This is a genomic window from Azospirillum sp. CT11-132, assembly GCF_047302835.1.
Lineage (GTDB): Bacteria > Pseudomonadota > Alphaproteobacteria > Azospirillales > Azospirillaceae > Azospirillum.
Window position 1 is genome coordinate 1,699,483 of sequence record NZ_JBGLZA010000003.1, and the last position, 20,880, is coordinate 1,720,362.

General features: G+C 68.2%; 20 protein-coding genes and 1 tRNA gene. 10 read left to right on the forward strand and 11 right to left on the reverse strand.

The features are described 5' to 3' along the window. Positions 1 to 12: 12 nt before the first annotated feature. A complete protein-coding gene (gene nadE, locus ACCD06_RS13850; RefSeq protein WP_413341291.1) occupies positions 13 to 1,680 on the reverse strand; it encodes an NAD(+) synthase in 1,668 nt (555 codons plus the stop codon). On the opposite strand from nadE, the gene ACCD06_RS13855 reads away from it, so the two are divergent. The 3 genes from ACCD06_RS13855 to ACCD06_RS13865 all read left to right on the forward strand — a co-directional run bounded on the left by ACCD06_RS13855 (position 1,679) and on the right by ACCD06_RS13865 (position 3,492). After that, the gene (locus ACCD06_RS13855) at positions 1,679 to 1,888 is read left to right on the forward strand and encodes a hypothetical protein (RefSeq protein WP_413341293.1); all 210 of its coding nucleotides are present in this window, start codon (positions 1,679 to 1,681) and stop codon (positions 1,886 to 1,888) included. The genes nadE and ACCD06_RS13855 overlap by 2 nt on opposite strands. Before the next feature lie 56 nt (positions 1,889 to 1,944). Further along, complete coding sequence (locus ACCD06_RS13860; protein ID WP_109075609.1) at positions 1,945 to 2,928, forward strand: hypothetical protein; 984 nt, start codon at positions 1,945 to 1,947, stop codon at positions 2,926 to 2,928. A gap of 153 nt (positions 2,929 to 3,081) precedes the next feature. Next, positions 3,082 to 3,492: a nuclear transport factor 2 family protein gene (locus ACCD06_RS13865; protein WP_247871174.1), complete on the forward strand. Its 411-nt coding sequence runs from the start codon at positions 3,082 to 3,084 to the stop codon at positions 3,490 to 3,492. Between the two features lie 13 nt (positions 3,493 to 3,505). Here ACCD06_RS13865 and ACCD06_RS13870 read toward each other — a convergent pair whose 3' ends face one another. The 3 genes from ACCD06_RS13870 to ACCD06_RS13880 form a co-directional block, all read right to left on the reverse strand. Beyond that, positions 3,506 to 4,729, reverse strand: coding sequence for a serine hydrolase domain-containing protein (locus tag ACCD06_RS13870; protein WP_109075607.1), 1,224 nt, complete (start codon positions 4,727 to 4,729; stop codon positions 3,506 to 3,508). Positions 4,730 to 4,899: 170 nt separating this feature from the next. Next, positions 4,900 to 6,648: a glycosyltransferase family 39 protein gene (locus ACCD06_RS13875; protein WP_413341295.1), complete on the reverse strand. Its 1,749-nt coding sequence runs from the start codon at positions 6,646 to 6,648 to the stop codon at positions 4,900 to 4,902. Next, on the reverse strand, positions 6,645 to 7,769 hold the full coding sequence (locus ACCD06_RS13880; protein WP_413341297.1) for a glycosyltransferase: 1,125 nt from the start codon (positions 7,767 to 7,769) through the stop codon (positions 6,645 to 6,647). The genes ACCD06_RS13875 and ACCD06_RS13880 overlap by 4 nt, the downstream gene beginning before the upstream one ends. A gap of 414 nt (positions 7,770 to 8,183) precedes the next feature. On the opposite strand from ACCD06_RS13880, the gene ACCD06_RS13885 reads away from it, so the two are divergent. Further along, complete coding sequence (locus tag ACCD06_RS13885) at positions 8,184 to 10,193, forward strand: methyl-accepting chemotaxis protein (protein ID WP_413341299.1); 2,010 nt, start codon at positions 8,184 to 8,186, stop codon at positions 10,191 to 10,193. A gap of 160 nt (positions 10,194 to 10,353) precedes the next feature. Continuing rightward, on the forward strand, positions 10,354 to 11,028 hold the full coding sequence (locus ACCD06_RS13890) for a hypothetical protein (protein ID WP_413341301.1): 675 nt from the start codon (positions 10,354 to 10,356) through the stop codon (positions 11,026 to 11,028). A 212-nt stretch (positions 11,029 to 11,240) separates the two neighbouring features. Here the strand turns inward: ACCD06_RS13890 and ACCD06_RS13895 are convergent. Beyond that, positions 11,241 to 11,315: transfer RNA gene (locus ACCD06_RS13895), tRNA-Gly, on the reverse strand. A 145-nt stretch (positions 11,316 to 11,460) separates the two neighbouring features. Between ACCD06_RS13895 and ACCD06_RS13900 the strand changes: the two genes are divergently transcribed. The 5 genes from ACCD06_RS13900 (at position 11,461) to ACCD06_RS13920 (ending at position 14,563) form a co-directional block, all read left to right on the forward strand. After that, positions 11,461 to 12,033, forward strand: coding sequence for a prolyl-tRNA synthetase associated domain-containing protein (locus ACCD06_RS13900; protein ID WP_413341303.1), 573 nt, complete (start codon positions 11,461 to 11,463; stop codon positions 12,031 to 12,033). A gap of 190 nt (positions 12,034 to 12,223) precedes the next feature. Continuing rightward, a complete protein-coding gene (locus ACCD06_RS13905; protein WP_109153027.1) occupies positions 12,224 to 13,180 on the forward strand; it encodes a thioredoxin family protein in 957 nt (318 codons plus the stop codon). A gap of 57 nt (positions 13,181 to 13,237) precedes the next feature. After that, on the forward strand, positions 13,238 to 13,906 hold the full coding sequence (locus ACCD06_RS13910; protein WP_413341305.1) for an LON peptidase substrate-binding domain-containing protein: 669 nt from the start codon (positions 13,238 to 13,240) through the stop codon (positions 13,904 to 13,906). A gap of 46 nt (positions 13,907 to 13,952) precedes the next feature. Next, a complete protein-coding gene (locus ACCD06_RS13915; protein WP_109075600.1) occupies positions 13,953 to 14,183 on the forward strand; it encodes a Trm112 family protein in 231 nt (76 codons plus the stop codon). Then, positions 14,180 to 14,563: a gamma-butyrobetaine hydroxylase-like domain-containing protein gene (locus tag ACCD06_RS13920; RefSeq protein WP_109075599.1), complete on the forward strand. Its 384-nt coding sequence runs from the start codon at positions 14,180 to 14,182 to the stop codon at positions 14,561 to 14,563. Before ACCD06_RS13915 ends, ACCD06_RS13920 begins: the two co-directional genes overlap by 4 nt. Positions 14,564 to 14,614: 51 nt before the next feature. On the opposite strand, the gene ACCD06_RS13925 is transcribed toward ACCD06_RS13920, so the two are convergent. From ACCD06_RS13925 to ACCD06_RS13950, 6 genes are all read right to left on the reverse strand, one after another. Then, positions 14,615 to 16,126 (reverse strand): UbiD family decarboxylase, encoded by a 1,512-nt coding sequence (locus ACCD06_RS13925; RefSeq protein WP_413341308.1) that lies wholly within the window; start codon positions 16,124 to 16,126, stop codon positions 14,615 to 14,617. Between the two features lie 107 nt (positions 16,127 to 16,233). Beyond that, positions 16,234 to 16,590, reverse strand: a complete 357-nt coding sequence (locus tag ACCD06_RS13930) for a type II toxin-antitoxin system RelE/ParE family toxin (RefSeq protein ID WP_146207481.1) — start codon at positions 16,588 to 16,590, stop codon at positions 16,234 to 16,236. Continuing rightward, positions 16,571 to 16,843, reverse strand: a complete 273-nt coding sequence (locus ACCD06_RS13935; RefSeq protein WP_109075596.1) for a type II toxin-antitoxin system ParD family antitoxin — start codon at positions 16,841 to 16,843, stop codon at positions 16,571 to 16,573. Before ACCD06_RS13935 ends, ACCD06_RS13930 begins: the two co-directional genes overlap by 20 nt. A 182-nt stretch (positions 16,844 to 17,025) precedes the next feature. Beyond that, on the reverse strand, positions 17,026 to 17,748 hold the full coding sequence (gene phbB / locus ACCD06_RS13940; RefSeq protein ID WP_063635164.1) for an acetoacetyl-CoA reductase: 723 nt from the start codon (positions 17,746 to 17,748) through the stop codon (positions 17,026 to 17,028). A 148-nt stretch (positions 17,749 to 17,896) separates the two neighbouring features. Beyond that, positions 17,897 to 19,072, reverse strand: coding sequence for an acetyl-CoA C-acetyltransferase (locus ACCD06_RS13945; RefSeq protein WP_109075595.1), 1,176 nt, complete (start codon positions 19,070 to 19,072; stop codon positions 17,897 to 17,899). Positions 19,073 to 19,185: 113 nt separating this feature from the next. Beyond that, positions 19,186 to 20,502 carry an alpha/beta fold hydrolase gene (locus ACCD06_RS13950; RefSeq protein ID WP_413341311.1) on the reverse strand — a complete coding sequence of 439 codons (1,317 nt, stop codon included), beginning with the start codon at positions 20,500 to 20,502 and terminating at the stop codon, positions 19,186 to 19,188. Positions 20,503 to 20,880 lie beyond the last annotated feature (378 nt).

Sequence of the window (20,880 nt, forward strand, 5' to 3'; positions counted from 1 at the left end):
TCCCCGCCCGCACTACATCAAGTCGATGAAGCCGCCGGCAATCGGAAAGCGACGCAGTCGCGCGACCGACCGGCGGGAAATCCGCGGCCCCGGCGGAGCCCTGCGGCGGCCCGCTTCCGCCTGCACCACCAGCCGCCAGACCGTCTCCACCGTCTCGGCCGCATGGCCACGCCCGGCAAGGTCGGCCGGCGACAGCCCACCATCGAGCAGGCCGGCCAGCAGATCGTCCAGCGCCTCCACCGGCGGCAGTCCGGCCGGAGTCTCCGCCTTCAACCGGCGTGCCAGCACCCGTTCCGGAACCACCCGCCCCGCCGGCCCGCGCGATCCCGCCGGCTGGTTGGCATTGCGCCAGCGCGCCAGTTCCAGAACCGCGATCTTCGGCATGTCGGACAGCACTGCATAGCCGCAGCCCGCCTCATCCATCGCAAGGCCGAGCAGCCGGTCGGTCCGGTCCGCCGTGGACAGCAGCAGGGCGCCCATCCGCTCCGCCAACACCGCCAGGGTCGCGCCCCGCAGGCGGGCATGCAGCCGGTCGGCCGCCGCGGCCGACTCGCGCCCGGCAAAGGCCGGGGCCAGCAGCGAGTCGGCGGCCTTGAGCACCGGCGCCAGCGCGACATTGTCCAGGCGGCAGCCCAGCAACTCGACGACCTCCGCCGTATCGGCCAAGCTATCGGCTAGGCCATCGGACGAGGCCCCTGCCTCGCCGGCCGGCAGCGGAGCCCGCACGGCGAGCACCCGCTCCGGCCCCAGCGCGTCGACCGCCAGCGCCGCGACCAGCGCCGAGTCCAGCCCGCCGGTCAGCCCGACCACCACGCCCGGCGCGCCGCTTTTCGTTACGGCATCGTGCAGGCCCAGCATCAGCGCCATGTAAAGCGCCTCCGTCCCCTCGGCCGGAGCAATCGTTTCGGCCTCGGAACTGTCCCAGCTGTCGTCGGCTCCGCGTTCCCACCGGGTCAGCAGCAGATGCTCGGCGAACAGCGGAGCCTGGGCGACCAGCCGGCCACTTGGGGCGAGCGCGAAGCTGCCGCCATCGAACACCCGCTCCTCCTGCCCGCCGACGAGGTTCACCGCAACCAGCGGCAATCCGCCTTCCACCACCCGCGCGACGGCGGCCTGCACCCGCTCATCGGCCCGGCCGGGGGCGAAGGGGCCGGCCAGCATCGCGACCAGAAGTTCGGCCCCACTCTCCGCCAGCGTCTCCGCCACGTCGCCGGTCGCCAGATCATCGCCGATCAGCAGGCCGATCCGCACCCCGCGGACATTGACCGGGCCAGGCATCGGACCGTTATCGAAACGGTCATCCTCCGGCGCACCGATCTCGCCCGCATCCGTTACGGCCTGGAAACGAACGGCGGCGAGCTTGCCGCCGTCCAGCAGCAAAGCTGCATTGTGACGCCCCTTGCCCTCCCGCCAGGGGGCGCCGACCAGCAGGGCGGGGCCGCCATCGGCGGTGACTTCCGCCAGCACCCGCACCGTCTCCTCCACCGCGTCGAGGAAGGCGGGAAGTGCCGCCAAGTCGAGAAGCGGGGCGCCGGACAACGCGCCGGCGGGACAGATGACGAGGTCGGCGCCGCGGGCCTCGGCCTGCGCCCGCGCGGCACGGATCAGGCCGGCATTCGCAGTGAGGTCGCCCGCGGTCGGGTTGATCTGGGCGAGCGCAATGGACAGGCGATCGGTCATGATGGTCGGCTTCCTTCTGGCGGGTCCTTTTCCGGCAAGGGTAGCAGCGCCTCACCTGCGGCGAAAGCCGCCGCTCGTCGCAGGTCATCACGCAGGCGGAACAAGTGGCGGCAAGACATGGGATGAAGTTCCACAGTCGCGATCAATTAGTAAGGTAACGAATTTATTTCAATTATTGAAAGAAAATCGCGAAATTAAGAAATGGTAAAGGTTGCCGGCGCCATGCTTCCTCTTGCGCACAAACAACGCGATGCGGGGGCATCCATGTACTACGCGGAGCTCAGCGGCCCGAACGGCAAACCGTCGGTGCTGTCCACGGCTGTGCAGAACGGTTCGTCAAAGACGGCCGGCACGGCGAAGGACGGGCTGGCCAAATCGGACGCGAAACCGGTGGACGGCGACAAGAAGACACAGTCGCCGGCCTACACCATCAGCCAATCGATGGAATCGCTGCTGGACAGCATGACCGGCAAGGGCGGCGCCCAGGCTGCGGGCGGCGGCGGGCTGGCCTCCGCCAACAGCGGCGTGGACCGCGCCAAGCAGGCGCAGTCGCTGATGCAGTCGGCGCTGGACCACGGCAAGGGTCTGGCCGACATGTTCGGCAAGGGCATCGACGCGCTGAAGCAGGGGCTGGGCGATACGCTGAGCGCACTGGGCGTTCCGCAGAACCGCATCGACGATGCCGTGAAGGGGTTCGGCGACGGTCTGAAGTCCAAGCTCGACGGCATGAACCTCAGCGATGTGTCGGTGGACATGCAGGCCACCCAGTCGCAATGGTCGATCGAGTCGCATGGGATCGACCTGGAAATCCAGGACGGCGACCGCAGCGTCAAGATTTCCTTCGCGAAATCGACCCTGGACTTCCGCCGCGACGACCAACGTCTGCAGGCGTCGCTGGGCAAGGGCGGCGACATGGCGCTGAGCGCCACCGGCATGACCACCACCGCCACCGGCAAGTCCACCGGCATGATCGTCCGCTCCGAAGGTTTCAGCGAGGATGAGATCAAGGACATCCTCGGCAAGCTGAACGACATGGCCGCCAAGAGCGGCGGCGGCGATGGGATGAAGGGGCTGGCGGTGCTGAAACCGACCACGTCGAAGGACGGCGTCACCCACCTGACGCTCGACCTGTCCACACCGATCGCAGGGCTGTCGACCGGGAAGGCCGCTGCGGCGGCGGACGGTGCGGCGACCGCTGCGACGGCCGGCACGTCCGCGAAGCCGCAGGGCGTCAACCTGACCGCCTGATCCGGTTTCCAGCGTTTATTGTCACAGCACCGGCCCGGATCCGTCCGGACCGGCGCTTGCCCATGCGGGATGGCTTCTTTACAAGCGGTCGCGGTGGCGGCCCCAGGGCCGTGCACTGTCCGTCCTCCCGGAACCATCGCCCGGATGAACGCCATGACCGACCGCGACACACTGCTGGCCCTGAACCAAGCCTTCTACCGGGCCTTCACCAATCGCGACTCCGCCGCGATGGAAGCCCTGTGGGCGGAAACGCTGCCCGTCTCCTGCATCCATCCCGGCTGGACCGCCTTGTTCGGGCGCGACGCCGTGCTGACCAGCTGGCGGGACGTGCTGCGCGCGCCCAGCGGCATCGTCGTCGAGGCGCGGAACGAGCGTGTGACCCTGCATGGCGACACCGCCCTGGTGGTCTGCGAGGAAACGCTGGGCGACGCCGTGCTGGCCGCCACCAACCTGTTCGCCCGCGAAAAGGGCAGCTGGCGCCTCGCCCATCATCAGGCCGGCCCCATTGCCCACGCCCGCGCCGACGTCGAGATTCCGGCCAAGCCGCCGCGCCGCCTGCACTGATCGATTTCGGCCCTCAGGGCAGGCTCGCCACCTCCGGCCGCGCTTCCAGGCGGCGGACGAGGTCGATGACCACGTGGTCGGCGGTGACCTGATCGGGGTCGCTGTTGGTCAGCGCCACGACGCCCCAGCGGTGCGCCTTCGAGAAGGCGATATAGGCGTTGAAGCCGCCGGTGGAGCCGGAATGCCAATGGATCGGCGTGCCGTCCGTGGCCCAGGCGACGAACCAGCCGAGCGCCATCGCCCCGCTTCCCAGACTTCCCGGCTCGGCCAGCGACCGCCCGTCCACCTGCACCGCCTGCGCCAGCGCCAGGGTGGCCGCCACCGGCGGGGCGCAGCCATGGCCCTCCGGCCCGGCAGCCGCACCCGCCGGGCAGTCACCGAGATTGGCTGAAAGCCAGCGCAGCAGATCGTCGGCCGAGGAGTAGAGGCCGAAGGCGGGCAGCATCGCCGGCGCCTCCCAATCCGGAACGATCCGGCCGCGGGCATGGCCGGCCGCCTTGCGCGCCCGCTGCTCGGCGGTCGGATGCAGGGTGGTGTCGCGCATCCCGAAACGGTCGGTCACCACCCGCTTCAGCAGAGTCTCGTAAGGCTGGCCGGCCGCCGCCGACAGCGCCTCCCCCAGAACCGACATGCCGGCATTGGAATAGCTGAAGCGCACACCCGGCGGCACCGGCAGGTGATAGCCGGACAGCCACAGCGCCAGTTCGCCGCGCGACAGCGGCTTGTAGGGGTTGCGGGGGTCCTCCAGCCGGCTCCACGAGAAACGCGGAGTCTCCGGCACGTTGGGCAGACCGGCCGTGTGAGTGGCGAGGTCGCGCAGCCGGATCGGCCGGCCCTCATACTCCGGCACATGGGCGACAGGCACCGGGCCGACACGGCGCAGATGACGCTGCAGAGGGTCGGCGGGATCGACCCGGCCCTCCCGCATCAGCTCCGCCATGATGGTGCCGGTGAAGGGCTTGGTCAGCGAGGCGATCTGGAACAGGGTGCGCCCATCGGGCGGCCCGCCGTCCGGGCGGCCGGCATCGCCGCGCCCGATCACCAGCGTCCGGCCGTCGCGGATCACGCCGACCACCAGACTGCCGGCACCGGCCGGCGGCCGCCGGTCCTCCACCGCGCGGGTCAGGTCGTCCACCAACCGGTCGGAAATCCGGTCCAGGCCGATGGCCCCGGTCGGGCCGAACGGAACGCTCCACAGCAGCAGACACAAAACGCCCCAGAGCAGCCTGCGCCGCATCCCCACCTCCGCCCGGCCTCAATCGAGAGTACGGAGAGAGTGGGCGGACGTACGGCAGGCGGACAGGGCCGCGAAGGGCGATGCGGCGAAAGACGGGGCGGGAGCCGCCGGGGTACTCCCCAACCACCCCGCCACCGCCCGACCGGTCAGGCTTGGCAGGTTTGCGGGGGCTATTCGGTGGGAATGTCGGCCCTGGGCGGGCGGCGGTCCTTGACGATGGACAGCGGAACGTCGTCGGCCGCGATCTCCAGGATCGGATGGCCGTCCAGCAGTGACGGGCAGCGCTTCACCTGGGTGAAAGCCAGGAAGAAATCGGCCTTGCGCCAGTCCGGCTCGATCCCGTTCACCAAACGCAGCCAGGGCGGCAGTTCGAACCGCACCGCCAGCGTGTTGCCGCAGACGGTCAGCGTGTACTGGCGCGGCGGGGCATGGCCGTCATTCTCGCGCTCGACATACTCGACCAGCTCCTGCAACGCCTCGTGCAGCGAGTTGCCCCAGTAATCCAGCTCGAACTTGCCGTCGGCACCCCGTACGCCTCCGACGAACTGGTTGTAGTACACGTACTGGTTCGGGTGCATGGCGCCCAGCTGCCACGCGTACACCACGCCGACCACGGTCATCGCCGCGGCGAAGGTCTGCCCCAGCGCCCGGCCGCCGCGCTGGCACAGGCTCCACAGCCGGTCGGCGGCGATGGCGGCCATCACCACCATGGGCGGGGCCAGGAACAGGAAATGGCGGATGCCGTTGTAGACCGACGGCCGCATCAGAACGAACAGCAGGATCGGCAGGAAGCCCGCCAGAACCAGCGGCGTGTAGCGGACGACCGTGAAGGCGCCGGTCCGCCGCCAGCCCCCGCGCGCCAGCCAGACCGCCGCCATCACCACCGCCACCCCGACGCCGATCACCACCGCCTCCGGCAGCTTCACCGCCAGATAGACCGGCAGGTACAGCGCGGGCGGCGTGTTGGAATGGACCAGCTCGCCCATGAACAGCGTCTGGATGTCGATGGGGAAATGGGAGACGACCCGCAGGGCCTCCAGCGGGTTGCGGAACGGCCGCTGCACCACCCAGGGCCAGAACACTGCCATGATGACATAGGCGACGGGAACCGCCGGCCACAGCGAAAGGAAGGCGCGCCGCGCATCGACCAGCGCCCAGCGCCGGCCCTCCTGCTGCGTCACCAGCGCGAAATGCATCGCCATGGCGACCGCCAGATAGAAGCCGGCCAGCACCGCGCCAACGCGGATCGCCAGCGTCAGACCCAGCACCAGCCCGAACTTCAGCACCGCGCTGCGGCTCGGCCGCGGCATCTGCTTCAGGATGCGGGTGGCGAAATAGAGCGTCCACACCATGCCGGCCGCGAAGGGCACGTCCTTGGTGTTGTTGAACATGGCGCCGTAATAGACACCGCTCAGCGACAGCAGAGCCGCCGCGATGAAGCCGGCACGCGGACCGGCCAGCAGCCGGGTGTAGCGCCATGTCCCGGCGATGCCCAGCACGCCGACCAGCGCGCAGAGCAGGTGCCGCGTCTCATACTCCTCGAAGGGAGAGAAGGGCACGATCACGGCGGTGACGAGGTCGAACAGCCCGCCGTAATAGGCCAGATCCTTGAAATGGAAGGCCGACCGGTCCTGGAAGCCGCTGAGATAGTAGGACAGCAGCTTCTTGCCGTAGATGTGCTGCACCTCCTCGTCCGTGCTGATGCCGTAGCTGAGGAAGGTCAGGGCCGCGAGGATCAGCAGGCCGAGCAGAAGCGCGCGCGACAGCCCGTCCCACAGGGCCGCCTCTCCGCGCGGCAGCGCGATGCCGGCGGCGCTGGCGGTCGACGGCGCGGCCGTCGCGACGCCGGGGCGGCGGGTGGAAGTGGAGGCGCCGCCGACGGCATCCCCGTCGCCGCGCAGGCCGGTCTCGATACTCATCGACGCGGCTCCCGCCCCACCGTTCCGCCGACGGAATCGAACTCTTGCTCATCCCGGCCATCCGCCGGGCCGAAGCCGTGGGCCGATCGCACGATGAACAACGGCCGCCCCTTCACCTCGGCGAAGACGCGGCCCAGATAGTCGCCGATGATGCCCAGCGTGATCAGCTGGATGCCGCCCAAAAACAGCACCGCGACCAGCAGCGATTCATAGCCCGGCACATCGATGCCGTGGACCAGCGTGCGGACCAGGCGGATCAGGATATAGACGAAGGCGACGCCCGACACCGCCATCCCGACCAGGCTCCACACCCGCAGGGGGAAGGTGGAGAAGGCGGTCAGCCCGTCGAAGGACAGGCGCAGCAGCTTGACGAAGCCCCATTTGGTGTCGCCGCCGGCGCGCTCCCCCTGTTCGTAGGGGATCGCAGCCTGACGGAAGCCGACCCAGGCGAAGATGCCCTTCATGAAGCGCGTGCGCTCCGGCATCCGGTTGATGACCTCGACGACACGGCGGTCCATCAGGCGGAAATCGCCGACCTCGCGCGGCAGCTTGATCTCCGACAGATGGTCGAAGACCCAGTAGAACAGGCGGGCGAACAGCCGGTGCTTCAGGCTCTGCCCGACGCGGGCATGGCGCACCGCCACCACCACGTCGAACCCCTCGCGCCACTTGGCGATGAAGGATGGCAGCAGTTCCGGCGGATGCTGCAGGTCGGCGTCCATCGGCACCACGGCATCGCCGGTGGTGTGGCTCAGGCCGGCGGACAGCGCCAGTTCCTTGCCGAAATTGCGCGACAGATCGACCACCTTCACCCGCGCTTCACGGTCATGGACGTCCAGCAGCCGGTCGATGGTGTCGTCGCGGCTGCCGTCGTTGACGCAGACCACCTCCCAATCCATGTCCAGCCCGTCCAGCACCGGGACCAGCCGGGCGAACAGGGCCTCGATGTTCGGCCCCTCGTTGTAGAAGGGAATGACGACCGACAGGCAGCCGCGTCGCGGGCGACCCGACCTGTTCGCGGGAGGCCGGTTCGCCGATGGAACGACCTCGCCCTCAGGGCGGACGGGAGCGGTGCGGACCTCCGGGGAGGCCGCGGAAAGGGGCGCGTCGGGAATGGACATGGCCAGCCGTCGGGTCAAAGCGTCAGGGACCGGGAGATGAAGGGATCGGCGACGACCCCGGTCGGCCGCTGCGCCCTTCGGCATATATCACGATACGGGGGGATGTTCAAAATGCCTCTCCTGTGACCGCCACGGCACAAAAAATGGCCTGTCCGCCCGTGAAAGCGTCCGGGTGCCAGCCAGCCGCGGTCCGACGAAACAGGCAAACATCCCCCGTTGCCGTTTATTCCATTGCAGCGGAACGACCGCATTCCCCTACGTCATCCACAGGTCTCTCCGGTTGCCGGCACACGCAACCGCACCATACCGGGGCATGTGGCACGCTTTCTGAAAACAGGTCGTGATGCCTGACCTTTTCGGATCGCCCCCGAACGAAGGTTGGGCAACGTCCCTGTGCCGATGGAGGCCTCGACCATGAGCCTTTTCAATCGCTTTTCCGTAGGAAGCAAGATCACGGCGGCCAGCGCCGGCATCCTGGTGTTCCTGGTGCTGATCGGCGGTATCGGCATTGCTGCCCTGTCGGAGGCCGGCGGCGCCGTGGACACCTACCGGCGGCTCGGCCAGCAGACCAACGAGCTGGGACGCATCCAGGCCCTGATGCTGGAGATGCGCCAGCAGGCCACCCGTTTCCTGCTGACCGGCGATGCGGAGGTCGGCGCCACCGTCCGCCGCACCGCGGAGGACGCGGCACAGACAATCGACAAGGCCCGCGCCCTGTTCTCCGACCCCGCCCTGCTGCAGACCGCCGACCACATGGCGCAGGAGATCGCCCAGTACCGGGAGGCCTTCGCTGCCATGATGGATTTCCAGGACCAGCGCAGCAAGGCCATCGCGGATCTGGACGAGATCGGGCCGCGGCTGGAGACCGCACTGGATGGCATCATGGACAGCGCCGGCGCAGCGGGCGACACCGACGCCGCCTATCTGGCGGGCATGGCGCTGCGCCACATGCTGTCGGCCCGCATCTCGGCAACCCGCTACAATGTGGACGGCTCCCCGGCGCTGGCCGCCCAGACCCGGTCTCAGTTCACCGACGCCGCCGGCCGCGGCGGCGCGATGATGGCGAAGCTGACCGACATGGACCGCCGCAAGATGGCGATGTCCTACACCGCCATGCTGCGCGTCTACATCAGCGGCTTCAATGCCGTGGTCAAGGCCACCACCGAGCGTGACCGGCTGGTCAACGAGGTGCTGATCCCCGTCGGCGATTCCATCGCCAGGGAGGCGGAGCAGCTGACGGAGGCCAGCGTCGGCGCCCAGAAGAGCCTGGGCATGGCGACCGGCGCCTTCCTCGACAAGGCGCGCGGCGGGATGGTGCTTGCCTCGCTGATTGCCGTGGTCCTGGGTCTGGCGACGGCGCTGCTGATCGGCCGTGGCCTGTCGTGGCCGGTGGTGGCGATGACCGACCGCATGACCCGGCTGGCCGGCGGCGACCGCAGCGTCGACATCCCCGGCCTGGACCGCGCCGACGAGATCGGCGGCATGGCGAAGGCCCTGCAGGTGTTCAAGGACAGCCTGATCGAGAGCGACCGGCTGGCCGAAGCCCAGCGCGCCGACCATGCGGCGCAGCGTGGCCGCGGCGAACGCATCGACCGGTTGACCCAGGAGTTCGACCGGCTGGTGCTGGACGCGCTGGGCCGGGTGTCGGCGGCGGCGACCCAGCTTCAGGCGACCGCCCAGACCATGTCGGCCACCGCGGAGCAGACCACCCGGCAGGCCGATGCGGTCGCCAACGCTTCCCATGAGGCGACCGGCAATGTGGAGACGGTGGCCGCCGCGACGGAAGAACTGACCGCCTCCATCGCCGAGATCGGCCGGCAGGTGGCGGAGAGCACCCGCATCGCCGGACAGGCGGTCGCCACCGCGGAGAAGACCGACGGCACCGTCCGCGGTCTGGTCGACGCCGCCCAGCGCATCGGCGAGGTGGTGCAGCTGATCACCGACATCGCCAGCCAGACCAACCTTCTCGCACTGAACGCCACCATCGAGGCGGCGCGCGCCGGCGAGGCGGGCAAGGGCTTCGCCGTGGTGGCGTCGGAGGTCAAGAACCTCGCCAGCCAGACCGCAAAGGCGACGGAGGAGATCGGCAGCCAGATCGCCGGCATCCAGGAGATCAGTCGGCAAGCCGCCGGCGCCATCGCCGAGATCGGCCGCGTGATCGCCGAGATAAACCACATCTCCACCACCATCGCCGCCGCGGTGGAGGAGCAGGGCGCCGCCACCAAGGAGATCAGCCGCAACGTCCAGCAGGCGGCGCGCGGCACGCAGCAGGTGTCCGGCAACATCGCCGGCGTGTCTGAGGCCGCGGCCTCCACCGGCGATGCCTCGCGTGAGGTGCTGACCGCCGCGGACGGGCTGAACCACGAGGCAACCGACCTGCGCGGCTTCGTGTCGCGCTTCCTGGCCGAAATGCGCGCCGCGTAAGAAACGGTAGCGATCTTCAGCGCTGCGGTAACAGTTATGGCGCCGGCAGGGCCCGAATGGACCGGGGCTTGCCAGCGCCCTTCTTCTGGCGGGCAGCCCTGCTCCTTTGTCCGGTTACTTTCCCCTTGCGCCATGCCGCCCCCTTGGGCACATAGGCGCGATGATCCTGACCCCCATCGCCATCGACGACATGCCGAAGGCCATCGCCGCCTTCGACGCCCATCTGGACGGCCATGCCCAAGCGCGGGCCGCCTTCCGCCGCATCGCCTCCACCTGGCCCGTGCGGCCGGCGGACGAGCCGGGCGGCGGTGTCGATACGCCGGCCCACCGGGCGGACGCGGTGCGGCTGGCCCATGCCCACGGCATCGACACGCTGGACGAACCGCCCAGCCGCTCCTTCATGTGGGACGGCAAGGTGATCCGCACCGATGTCGAGGCGACGGTGATCGTGCATGAGGTGGCGCACTGGCTGTGCGCGACGCCGGAGCGGCGGACCCTGATCGATTACGGCCTCGGTCCCGGTCCGGAGACCACCGCCCGCCGGGAAGCACGTGCCGACAAGCGCCTGTGCTTCGAGGACTGCATGCATGAGGAGCAGCAGACCTCCCTGCTCGGCGTGCTGTGGGAGGTCGAACTGGGCCAGCCGGGGATCCTGGCCTTCCTGGAGCAGAACTGGATGGAGCATTGGGAGCGGCCGAGCACCGCCGCCTTCTTCATCCGCCACGCCGAGGAGTTGTTCACCCGGGGACTGATCGACGCCGACGGCCGCCCGACGACCGCGCGCGACTGGGCGGATGCGCGGCAGGGCGCCCGGGTGCTTTCCCCGCAGCTTTAGAAATCCATGCAGTGACAGCGTGCCGTCCGACGGGGCCCTGGCTCACGGACGGCCCCTTCGCGCCCGGGATGAGGTGCAGTCCGAAGAGCGGACTGTCAAAGCGCACTCTGTCACTGAGCAGAAATGCGTCACGGAGCCAAAATGCGAAAGGCCGGCACCCGAAGGTCCGGCCTTTTGAGATCGCATGCTCCGGTGCAAAGACCGGAGAAAAATGGAGCGGGCGAAGGGATTCGAACCCTCGACCCCAACCTTGGCAAGGTTGTGCTCTACCCCTGAGCTACGCCCGCGCTCCGTACCGTCGTTCAGCGCTTTGTCAGTGCCGTCCGGCGGTGTGCGGCGGACTATACTCATCGGCCGACGCAATGCAAGGGCCTTGTTTCAGATTTTTTCACCGGCTGGACGATTTTCCGAACAGCCGGTAAAAGGGCTGTCATGGACACCGCATCGCTCCCCCTTCCGGGCGCCTCCCTGCCAGATGGCGACGCGCCTCTGCCGACCTCTCCGGACCAGTTGCTGGCGCGGCTCGACGCGCTGGGCATCCAGGCGACCACGCACAGCCACCCGCCGCTGCACACGGTGGAGGAGAGCAAGGCCCTGCGCGGCGCCCTGCCCGGCGGCCACTGCAAGAACCTGTTCCTGAAGGACAAGAAGGACCAGCATTGGCTGGTGGTGGCGCTGGAGGATGCGCCGATCGACCTGAACCGGCTGGACAAGGTCATCGGGTCGGCGCGGCTGTCCTTCGCCTCGGCGGAGCGGCTTTGGCGCTTCCTCGGCATCCGGCCGGGGTCGGTCACGCCCTTCGCCCTGGTCAACGACACCGAGCGCAAGGTCCGCGTGGTCCTGCAGCAGGCGATGATGGAGCATGACCTGCTGAACTATCATCCGCTGTTGAACGACCGCACCACGGCGATCCGGCGCGACGACCTGCTGCGCTTCATCCGCGCCTGCGGTCACGAACCAGCGATCGTCGAGTTCGGCCGCATCGAGGTCGACAGGGCGGAGTGAGGGACCGGCGGTTCCGCGCAACGCCCGCCCATGCAATGCCTGCCCACGCAATGCTTGCTTGAGCCGACTTGCGCGCTCACATATGTCGGCAACGATTAGGGTCCGGGCCGCCAGCGGCCGGATCGGCAACTCCATGGCCCACCGGGATGTCCTAATGGGCCAGGCATCACCAACGGGACCGAAACACGCCATGTTCTCCATGCCCCCCGCCAACGGGTCCAAGCCCGCCGCTCCCGGTGCCGCCCCCGGTGCCGCCGACATCGTCAAGGACAGCACCGACCGCGCCTTCATGGCGGACGTGATCGAGGCCTCGGCCGACGTCCCGGTGATCGTCGATTTCTGGGCACCCTGGTGCGGCCCCTGCAAGCAGCTGGGTCCGATCATCGAAAAGGTGGTGCGCGCCGCCAAGGGCGCGGTGCGCCTGGTGAAGATCGACACCGACGCCAACCCGATGATCGCCTCGCAGCTGCGCGTGCAGTCGATCCCGGCGGTCTACGCCTTCTTCCAGGGCCGCCCGGTCGACGGCTTCATGGGCGCCCTGCCCGAATCGCAGGTGAAGGCCTTCGTCGACAAGCTGGTGGCGCTGGCCAAGCAGGCCGGTGCAGGCGGCGGTGCCGGCGAGATGCTGGAGGAAGCCTTCGCCCAGGCGAAGGAGATGATGGAGGCCGGCGACCTGCAGGGCGCGCTCGACCTCTACAGCCAGATCATGCAGGCCGAGCCGGAGAACGCCCAGGCCTATGCCGGCATCATCCGCTGCCTGATCGCCGCCGGCGACCTGGAGAACGCCAAGCAGATGCTGGCCCAGGCCCCGGAAGCCATCGCCAAGGACAAGGAGCTGGCCAACGTCCGCGCCGCTCTCGACGTGGCGGAGCAGGCTGCCAACGCCGGCCCGATCCCGGAGCTGATGGAGAAGGTCGCCCACGACCCGAACGACCATGCCGCGCGCTTCGACCTCGCCATGGCGCTGTTCGCCGCCGGCAAGCGTGAAGCGGCGGTGGACGAGCTTCTGGAGATCTTCAAGCGCGACCGGACCTGGAACGACGACGGCGCCCGCAAGCAGCTGGTGAAGTTCTTCGAGGCGTTCGGCCAGACCGATCCGCTGACGGTGAAGACCCGCCGCCGTCTGTCGACCATGATGTTCAGCTGACGCTTTTCCGAAAGCAGGACGGCTGTTCCATCGGCGAAGGGGTTCTATCTGATTGGCATGACCAGAAACCCCTTCGACGCCGAATTCGGCCAGTTGCCGGCGATGCTGCCGATCTTCCCACTGGCCGGCGTTCTGCTGCTGCCGCGGGCGCGGCTGCCGCTGAACATCTTCGAGCCCCGTTACCTCGCCATGGTCGAGGACGCGCTGGGCAGCGGCCGCATGATCGGCATGGTCCAGCCGCTCGACCCGGCCGGATGGGAGCGCGAGCCGGCCGTCTATCCCTGCGGCTGCGCCGGCCGCATCACCAGCTTCGCCGAGACCGACGACGGCCGCCTCCTGATCACCCTGACCGGAGTCGCCCGGTTCGAGATCGGACGCGAGGTGGAGGGAGCGCGCGGATATCGGCGGGTCGTTCCCGATTGGCGCCCCTTCCAAGCCGACCTGGAGCCCGAGTCCTGCGGCGACATCGACCGCAACCGGCTGCTCGGCGCGCTGAGAAGCTATTTCCGCGTCCAGGGCCTGTCGGTCGACTGGAAGTCCATCGAATCGACGCTGGACGAGCGGCTGGTCAACTCTCTGGCGATGATCTGCCCCTTCACGCCCGGCGAAAAACAGGCGCTGCTGGAGGCGCCGACCCTGGCCGAACGCGGGAAGCTCTTGATCGGACTGGTCGAGATGGCCATTCTCGACAGTCATGACGGGGACGGTCCGCCGCCCAAGCATTGACCTTCTTCCAATCACCGCCCTTCTTCCAATCATTACGAGACACGAGATGGCGACGCCCGAGGACAAGAGCAGCGAAGCGAAAACCAACGCCCGCGTCGACCCGAAGCTGCTGGAGATCCTGGTCTGCCCGCTGACCAAGGGTCCGCTGCGCTATGACGCCGAGCGCGCCGAGCTGGTCAGCGAGCGTGCCGGTCTGGCCTATCCGATTCGCGACGGCATCCCGATCATGCTGATCGACGAGGCCCGCAGCCTGGACAAGGCGGGGTCGCAGCGATGAGTGAAGATGGCTTCGGCACGGTTCACTGGCCGACCGAAATCCGCCTGAAGAAGGAGGAGAAGCGGCTGGAGGTCGATTTCGACGACGGCCGGACCTTCTCCTACCCGGCGGAGTTCCTGCGCGTGGTCAGCCCGTCCGCCGAGGTGCAGGGCCACAACCCCAGCCAGAAGCAGACGGTGGCCGGCCGCCGCCATGTCGGCATCATGCGGCTGGAGCCGGTCGGCAACTACGCCATCCGCATCGTCTTCGACGACCTGCACGACAGCGGCATCTACAGCTGGAAATACCTCTACGAGATCGGCACCGAACAGGAGACCCTGTGGGCCGAATATCTCGAAGAGTTGCAGGCCAAGGGCCTGAGCCGCGACCCGCGTCGGTGATTATTGCGAGCAATCCCTCTCCCGGCGCGGGAGAGGGCGCTCACTTTCACCTCACTTCCAGATCGGCTTGCCGCTGCCGGGCAGGCCGTACAGGTCCCATTTGCGGCTGACCTTCTCCACGACCTCGTCGGTCATGTGGAGCTTCTCGCCCCACTCGCGCTTGGTCTCCGGCGGCCATTTGTTGGTGGCGTCCAGACCGACCTTGCCGCCAAGCCCCGACTCCGGACTGGCGAAGTCGAGATAGTCGATCGGCGTGCCCTCGATCACCGTGATGTCGCGGGCCGGGTCCATGCGGGTGGAGATCGCCCACATCACGTCCTTCCAGTTCCGCGCGTCGATGTCGTCGTCCACGACGATCACCCACTTCGTGTACATGAACTGGCGCAGGAAGGACCAGACGCCCATCATCACCCGCTTGGCATGGCCGGGATAAGCCTTCTTCATGCTGACCACCGCAATGCGGTAGGAGCAGCCTTCCGGCGGCAGCCAGAAATCGACGATCTCCGGGAATTGCTGGACCAGCAGCGGGATGAACACCTCGTTCAGCGCCTCGCCCAGCACCGACGGCTCGTCGGGCGGGCGGCCGGTGAAGGTGGACAGGTAGATCGGCTTGCGCCGCATCGTCATGGCGGTGACCGTGAAGACCGGGAAGGGCTCGACCGAGTTGTAATAGCCGGTGTGGTCGCCGTAGGGCCCCTCGTCGGCATACTCGTCCAGGCTGACATGACCCTCCAGAACGATTTCCGCCTGGGCCGGCACCTTCAGCGGCACCGTCTTGCACTCCACCAGTTCCACCTTCTTGCCGCGCAGCAGGCCGGCGAACTGGTATTCGGACAGGGTGTCGGGCACCGGCGTCACCGCGGCCAGGATGGTGCCGGGATCGGCCCCCAGCACGACGGCGCAGGGCAGTGGCTCGCGCTTTCCACTCGCGGCCCAGCGGTGATGGTGCTGGGCGCCGCCGCGGTGCTTCAGCCAGCGCATGATGGTCTTGTTCTTGCCCAGCACCTGCATGCGGTAGATGCCGAGGTTGAAGTCGTCCTCGCGCTTCCCCGTCGGCCCCTTGGTCACCACCAGCGGCCAGGTGATGAGCGGCGCCGGCTCGCCCGGCCAGCAGCTCTGCACCGGCAGGCGGCCGAGGTCGATGTCGTCGCCGGTCAGCACCACCTCCTGGCACGGCGCCGAGCCGACGGTCTTCGGCTTCATCGACAGCACGGTCTTGGCGAGCGGGATCAGTTCCAGCGCCTCGCGGAAGCCGCCCGGCGGTTCCGGCTGCTTCAGGAAGGCCAGCGTCTCGCCGACGGCGCGCAGCTGGTGCGGCTCGCGGTCCATGCCCCAGGCGACCCGCTCCACCGTGCCGAACAGGTTGACCAGCACCGGCATCTCGGAGCGCGTGCCGTCGGCCTTGACGACGTTCTCGAACAGCACCGCCGGGCCGTTCTCGGCCAGCAGGCGGGTCTGGATCTCGGTCATCTCCAGCACGGTGGACACCGGTTCCTTCACCACCACCAGCCGCCCCGCCTTCTCCAGCCGGTCGATGAAGTCACGCAACGAGGTGTAGGGCATCGCAGGGTGTCCAATGTGGTGGTGCGTCCGAAACGGACGATAACCTTCAACTCGGCGGCCGGTCCGTCAAGTGCGGTGCACATCAATCCGATCAAGAAAATCAGGCACTATCGATGCCGAAGGCGATCGACAATCTGCCGCCTGTGATCCATGCCTCCGAAGAAAACGGCGACGACCAGAACCTCGGCGCGCTCTTCATGGACGCGGAAGTAGATAACGAATTTGTTTTTGGTCACCGTGCGAAGTCCGGGACGAATCCCTGGATGCTCGGTGCCGCGATATGGAAGAGCCGCTAATTCCTGCAAGTAGTCTGCGGCTTCGTCGACTCGGGCAGCAGCCCGGTCCGCCGCCCGCTCCTCATCGTCGCCCAAAGCTTGATACGCCTCGATAAGGTGAGCTTCGATAAGGTTGAAGTCACGGGCAACAGGAGCCGCGAGACGCACTTTATAAGGATGTGCCGGCATTTCTCTTGCGTCCCCTCAGCACACGGATCTCGGCTATCCCCTCTTCAAGATCGACAGATGGACCGGCAAGGCGCTGGTCGATCAGCAGCCGGAGAGCTTCAAGCTCCAAGTCACGGGCTTCCGTCTCGTGGCGCAGCACCTCAAGGCCCCGCTGAATGACGGCGCTGAGGCTTGGATAATGCCCGGCTTCGACAAGGCTGCGCGCGTAGGCTTCCTGCTCATCGGTCAGGGAAATCGAGGTTTTAACGGTCATAGGTCACCTCCCGTTCCAAATGGTACTACTAGGTAGCACCAACGGCAAGACCCAAGCCCCACCCAAAACAAAACCCCTCCCCCACCCCCGGCGGACCAAGGGTCCGGCCGGAAGCGGGAAAGGGGCTTCGTCACAGCTCATGAACCGGGGTGCGAGACCCGGCCAGGGATCAGGGCCCGGGATCAGTACATGTGCTGGCCGCCGTTGACCGACAGGGTCGAGCCGGTCATGAAGCCGTTGTCGTCGTCGACGAGGTACAGCACGGCCTTGGCGATCTCCGAGGCGCGGCCGAGACGGCCGACCGGGATGCGGGCGACGATCTTCTCCAACACATTGGCCGGCACCGCGCGCACCATGTCGGTGTCGATGTAGCCCGGCGCGATGGCGTTGACGGTGATGCCCTTGGCCGCGCTCTCCTGCGCCAGCGCCTTGGTGAAGCCGTGAATGCCGGACTTCGCCGCGGCGTAGTTGACCTGACCGTACTGGCCGGCCTGGCCGTTGACCGAGCCGATGTTGACGATGCGGCCGAAACCACGCTCGCGCATGCCGTCGATGACGTTGCGGCACATGTTGAAGCAGGAGGAGAGGTTGGTGTGGATCACCTTCTCCCACTGATCGTAGGTCATGCGGTGCATCACGCCGTCACGGGTGATGCCGGCGTTGTTGATGAGCACGTCGACCGGACCCAGGTCGGACTCGATCGCGGCGATCCCCTTCTTGCAGGCGTCGAAGTCCGCGACGTCGAACTTGTAGGTCGGGATGCCGGTGCGGGCGGTGAACTCCTCGGCCGCCTGATCGTTGCCGGCATAGTTGGCGGCGACCTTGTAACCGGCATTCTTCAGGGCGACGGCAACCGCCTCGCCGATGCCGCGGGTGCCACCAGTGACGACTGCAACACGAGCCATAGTTCTTCTCCCCAGATTTAGTGATGGTTGGTTGGTTTCTTTGACTTTTTATTTTTGGGCGCGAGACTCCCTCCGCAGGTCCGGCGGATGTCCCAAGCCTAAAGCGAAGCGGGCCGCTTCCAGAGTTGGAAAGCGGCCCGTCCGGTCATCAGTCGCGCTGGACGCAGAGGGCGATGCCCATGCCGCCGCCGATGCACAGGGTGGCGAGGCCCTTCTTCGCGTCACGCTTCTGCATTTCGAACAGCAGCGTGGTCAGCACGCGGGCGCCCGAAGCGCCGACCGGGTGGCCGAGCGCGATGGCGCCGCCATTGACGTTGACCTTGCTGGTGTCCCAGCCCAGGTCCTTGTTGACGGCCAGCGCCTGGGCGGCGAAGGCCTCGTTCGCCTCGATCAGGTCGAGGTCGTCGACGGTCCAGCCGGCCTTTTCCAGCGCCTTGCGCGACGCCGGGATCGGGCCGGTGCCCATGATCGACGGATCGACGCCGGCGGTCGCCCAGGAGACGATGCGGGCCAGCGGGGTGACGCCGCGCTTGGCCGCGTTCTCCGCCGTCATCAGCACCAGGGCGGCGGCGCCGTCATTGATGCCCGAGGCGTTGCCGGCGGTCACCGTGCCGTCCTTCGAAAAGGCCGGGCGCAGCTTGGCCAGCGATTCCGCCGTGGTGCCGTGCTTCGGATACTCGTCCTCCGACACGACGACGTCGCCCTTGCGGCCCTTGATGGTGACCGGAACGATCTCGTCCTTGAAGCGGCCGGCCTTCTGGGCGGCCTCGGCCTTCTGCTGGCTGGCGGCGGCGAAGGCGTCCTGCTCCTGGCGGGTCAGCTGCCACTTCTGGGCGACGTTTTCCGCGGTGTTGCCCATGTGATAGCCATGGAAGGCGTCGGTCAGGCCGTCGCGCAGCATGGTATCGAGCATCTCGGCGGTGCCCATCTTGGTGCCGTTGCGCAGGTGCATGACGTGCGGCGCCATGCTCATGCTCTCCTGGCCGCCGACGACCAGGATATCGGCGTCGCCGTTCTTGATCGCCTGATAGCCGAGCGCGACGGTGCGCAGGCCCGAACCGCAGAGCTGGTTGACGCCGATGGCGGTCGCCTCCACCGGGATGCCGGCGTTGACGGCGGCCTGGCGGGCCGGGTTCTGGCCCTGGCCGGCGGTCAGGATCTGGCCAAAGATGACCTCGTTCACTTCCGCCGCGTCGGTCTTGGCGCGGGCCAGCGCTTCGCGGATCGCGACCTCGCCCAGGACGTGGGCGGGAACGGAGCTGAGAGCACCGTTGAAGCTGCCGATGGGCGTACGGGCGGCACCGGCGATGACGACTTCGGTCATTGAACGCTCCTCGAAATAGGACAGTTTTATTATAGCGCTGGTGGGACGCTCGGAGTGATTGTTACCTTAAGTCGGGCAACATGACAGGTGCAAGCTGGCCGAAGGTCGCGGCGCTAACCTGTCGCAGCAAGCCATTCGGCCAGCGGATTCCACACTCCGGTCTCGGCGCCTGCACTCACAACCATTCCGATATGGCCAAGCGGGGGACGCAGAATCCGGGCGCCGGGGATCGCGGCGCCCAGCGCCAGGGCGGAGGCCGGCGGGACGATGCGGTCGCGCTCCGGGATCAGGGCCAGGGTGGGCACGCGGATGGCGCCGGGATCCACCGGCAGCCCCGCGACCATCCAGGTGCCGGCCATGGTGTCGTTGCGCCCGTACCAGCCGGCCAGCGCGTCGCGCGCCACCCCGGCCACCAGCGGCACCCCGTCGTTCAGCCAATCCTCCAGCGCGACGAAGGCCGCCGCGGCGCGGGAGTCCGGCGCCATGCGGGCGAAGCTGGTGAATTTCTTCAGCGCCAGCAGCGGGTCGAGCTGGGCGAACAGCGCCTGCAGCGCGTCGGTCGGCAACTCGCCCCAGCGGTCCAGAACCGGCCCCCAGGGCTGGATGAAGGTCGCGACCCGGCGTGCGGTGGCGGCGTCCTCCGCATGGAAATCCCAGGGCGTGGCCATCAGCACCAGCCCGGCGACCTCACGCGGCCGGCGCTGCGCCAGCACTGCCGTCAGCAGCCCGCCCATGCAATAGCCGGCCACCGGCACCGGCGCCCCCACCGCCTCGACGACGAAGCCCAGTGCCCGCTCCAGCCGGCCGGCGATGTAGTCGGTCAGGGTGAAGCGGCGCTCCAGCGGCCCCGGCCTGCCCCAGTCCAGCAGGAGCGGCCGGAAGCCGCGCGCCGCCAGCCAGCGCATCAGGCTCTTGTCCCGCGACAGGTCCAGGATATAGCCGCGGTTGACCAGCGACGGCACGAACAGCACCGGCCGGCCGCCTGCCTTCTCGCCATAATCCAGCAGGCGCGATCCGCCCTCCGTCCAGACCACCGGCGGGTCGGGCAGGTCGCGGCGGTAGGGGTGGCGGCGGTACCGCTCGATCCCGGTCAGGACGGCGTCGATGCGGCGGCGGATCTCGCGGTCGACTTCACCGGTCAGACGGTCGGCGTCGCCCGCCCCGCCGTCCCGATGCGGCCGGCCCCGGGTCATCCGGTCGGCCTGCGACATTTCGTCCCTGAGCGCCGCCGCCCGGTCCCGCAGGGCCGGACTCCAGGGAAGCAAGCCGTTCCTCAAGAGCGGCAATGCGGCCGAGGAGCTGAGCAAGCTGCCCAGAGCCGCCGTCAGATGCAGGGCCAGCGGGCGCGGCCCCTGCCGCATCCCCGGCCTTGTCCCTGGGCCGGGCGGAGTCCTCCCCGCCTGCCTGTCGTCCGCCAGACGATCGCTCATCGGAAGGCTGTCCGTGTTGGGGGGAGCCGGTGTTCGGGAATGGCCACGGGCGGGGATCCCAGCCGGTGCCGGCCATGGAGCCGGCGCCAAACCCGCCCATTCCGAGACCGCCCATTCCGAAACCAAAAGCCCCGGCGCCCTGCCCCATCATCTGGAACAGGCGGGTCATCATGTCCGCCATTTCCGGATCGGCGGCGCTGGCCGTCCATTGGTCCTGCCACAGGTCCAGATAGCGGCGCGCCAGCGATTCGTAGGAAGGAGGATCGCCGGACGATTGATCGGAAGGTCGGTCTGGGTTCGACGGGTCGGCCATGGCCGGATTATAGGGGCGGCGGGGCCGGATTGACCAGTCCGGCATGGCGGGTCACCTGACCTTTC

Excerpts from the sequence above, each read along its gene's own strand:
- ACCD06_RS13950 (WP_413341311.1), bottom strand. The coding sequence starts at position 20,502 with ATGAGCGATCGTCTGGCGGACGACAGGCAGGCGGGGAGGACTCCGCCC.
- ACCD06_RS13945 (WP_109075595.1), bottom strand. The coding sequence starts at position 19,072 with ATGACCGAAGTCGTCATCGCCGGTGCCGCCCGTACGCCCATCGGCAGC.
- ACCD06_RS13900 (WP_413341303.1), top strand. The coding sequence starts at position 11,461 with ATGGACACCGCATCGCTCCCCCTTCCGGGCGCCTCCCTGCCAGATGGC.
- ACCD06_RS13855 (WP_413341293.1), top strand. The coding sequence starts at position 1,679 with ATGATGGTCGGCTTCCTTCTGGCGGGTCCTTTTCCGGCAAGGGTAGCA.
- ACCD06_RS13910 (WP_413341305.1), top strand. The coding sequence starts at position 13,238 with ATGACCAGAAACCCCTTCGACGCCGAATTCGGCCAGTTGCCGGCGATG.
- phbB (WP_063635164.1), bottom strand. The coding sequence starts at position 17,748 with ATGGCTCGTGTTGCAGTCGTCACTGGTGGCACCCGCGGCATCGGCGAG.
- ACCD06_RS13930 (WP_146207481.1), bottom strand. The coding sequence starts at position 16,590 with ATGCCGGCACATCCTTATAAAGTGCGTCTCGCGGCTCCTGTTGCCCGT.
- ACCD06_RS13860 (WP_109075609.1), top strand. The coding sequence starts at position 1,945 with ATGTACTACGCGGAGCTCAGCGGCCCGAACGGCAAACCGTCGGTGCTG.
- ACCD06_RS13875 (WP_413341295.1), bottom strand. The coding sequence starts at position 6,648 with ATGAGTATCGAGACCGGCCTGCGCGGCGACGGGGATGCCGTCGGCGGC.
- ACCD06_RS13920 (WP_109075599.1), top strand. The coding sequence starts at position 14,180 with ATGAGTGAAGATGGCTTCGGCACGGTTCACTGGCCGACCGAAATCCGC.
- ACCD06_RS13880 (WP_413341297.1), bottom strand. The coding sequence starts at position 7,769 with ATGTCCATTCCCGACGCGCCCCTTTCCGCGGCCTCCCCGGAGGTCCGC.
- ACCD06_RS13870 (WP_109075607.1), bottom strand. The coding sequence starts at position 4,729 with ATGCGGCGCAGGCTGCTCTGGGGCGTTTTGTGTCTGCTGCTGTGGAGC.
- ACCD06_RS13890 (WP_413341301.1), top strand. The coding sequence starts at position 10,354 with ATGATCCTGACCCCCATCGCCATCGACGACATGCCGAAGGCCATCGCC.
- ACCD06_RS13935 (WP_109075596.1), bottom strand. The coding sequence starts at position 16,843 with ATGACCGTTAAAACCTCGATTTCCCTGACCGATGAGCAGGAAGCCTAC.
- ACCD06_RS13925 (WP_413341308.1), bottom strand. The coding sequence starts at position 16,126 with ATGCCCTACACCTCGTTGCGTGACTTCATCGACCGGCTGGAGAAGGCG.
- ACCD06_RS13915 (WP_109075600.1), top strand. The coding sequence starts at position 13,953 with ATGGCGACGCCCGAGGACAAGAGCAGCGAAGCGAAAACCAACGCCCGC.
- ACCD06_RS13905 (WP_109153027.1), top strand. The coding sequence starts at position 12,224 with ATGTTCTCCATGCCCCCCGCCAACGGGTCCAAGCCCGCCGCTCCCGGT.
- ACCD06_RS13865 (WP_247871174.1), top strand. The coding sequence starts at position 3,082 with ATGACCGACCGCGACACACTGCTGGCCCTGAACCAAGCCTTCTACCGG.
- nadE (WP_413341291.1), bottom strand. The coding sequence starts at position 1,680 with ATGACCGATCGCCTGTCCATTGCGCTCGCCCAGATCAACCCGACCGCG.
- ACCD06_RS13885 (WP_413341299.1), top strand. The coding sequence starts at position 8,184 with ATGAGCCTTTTCAATCGCTTTTCCGTAGGAAGCAAGATCACGGCGGCC.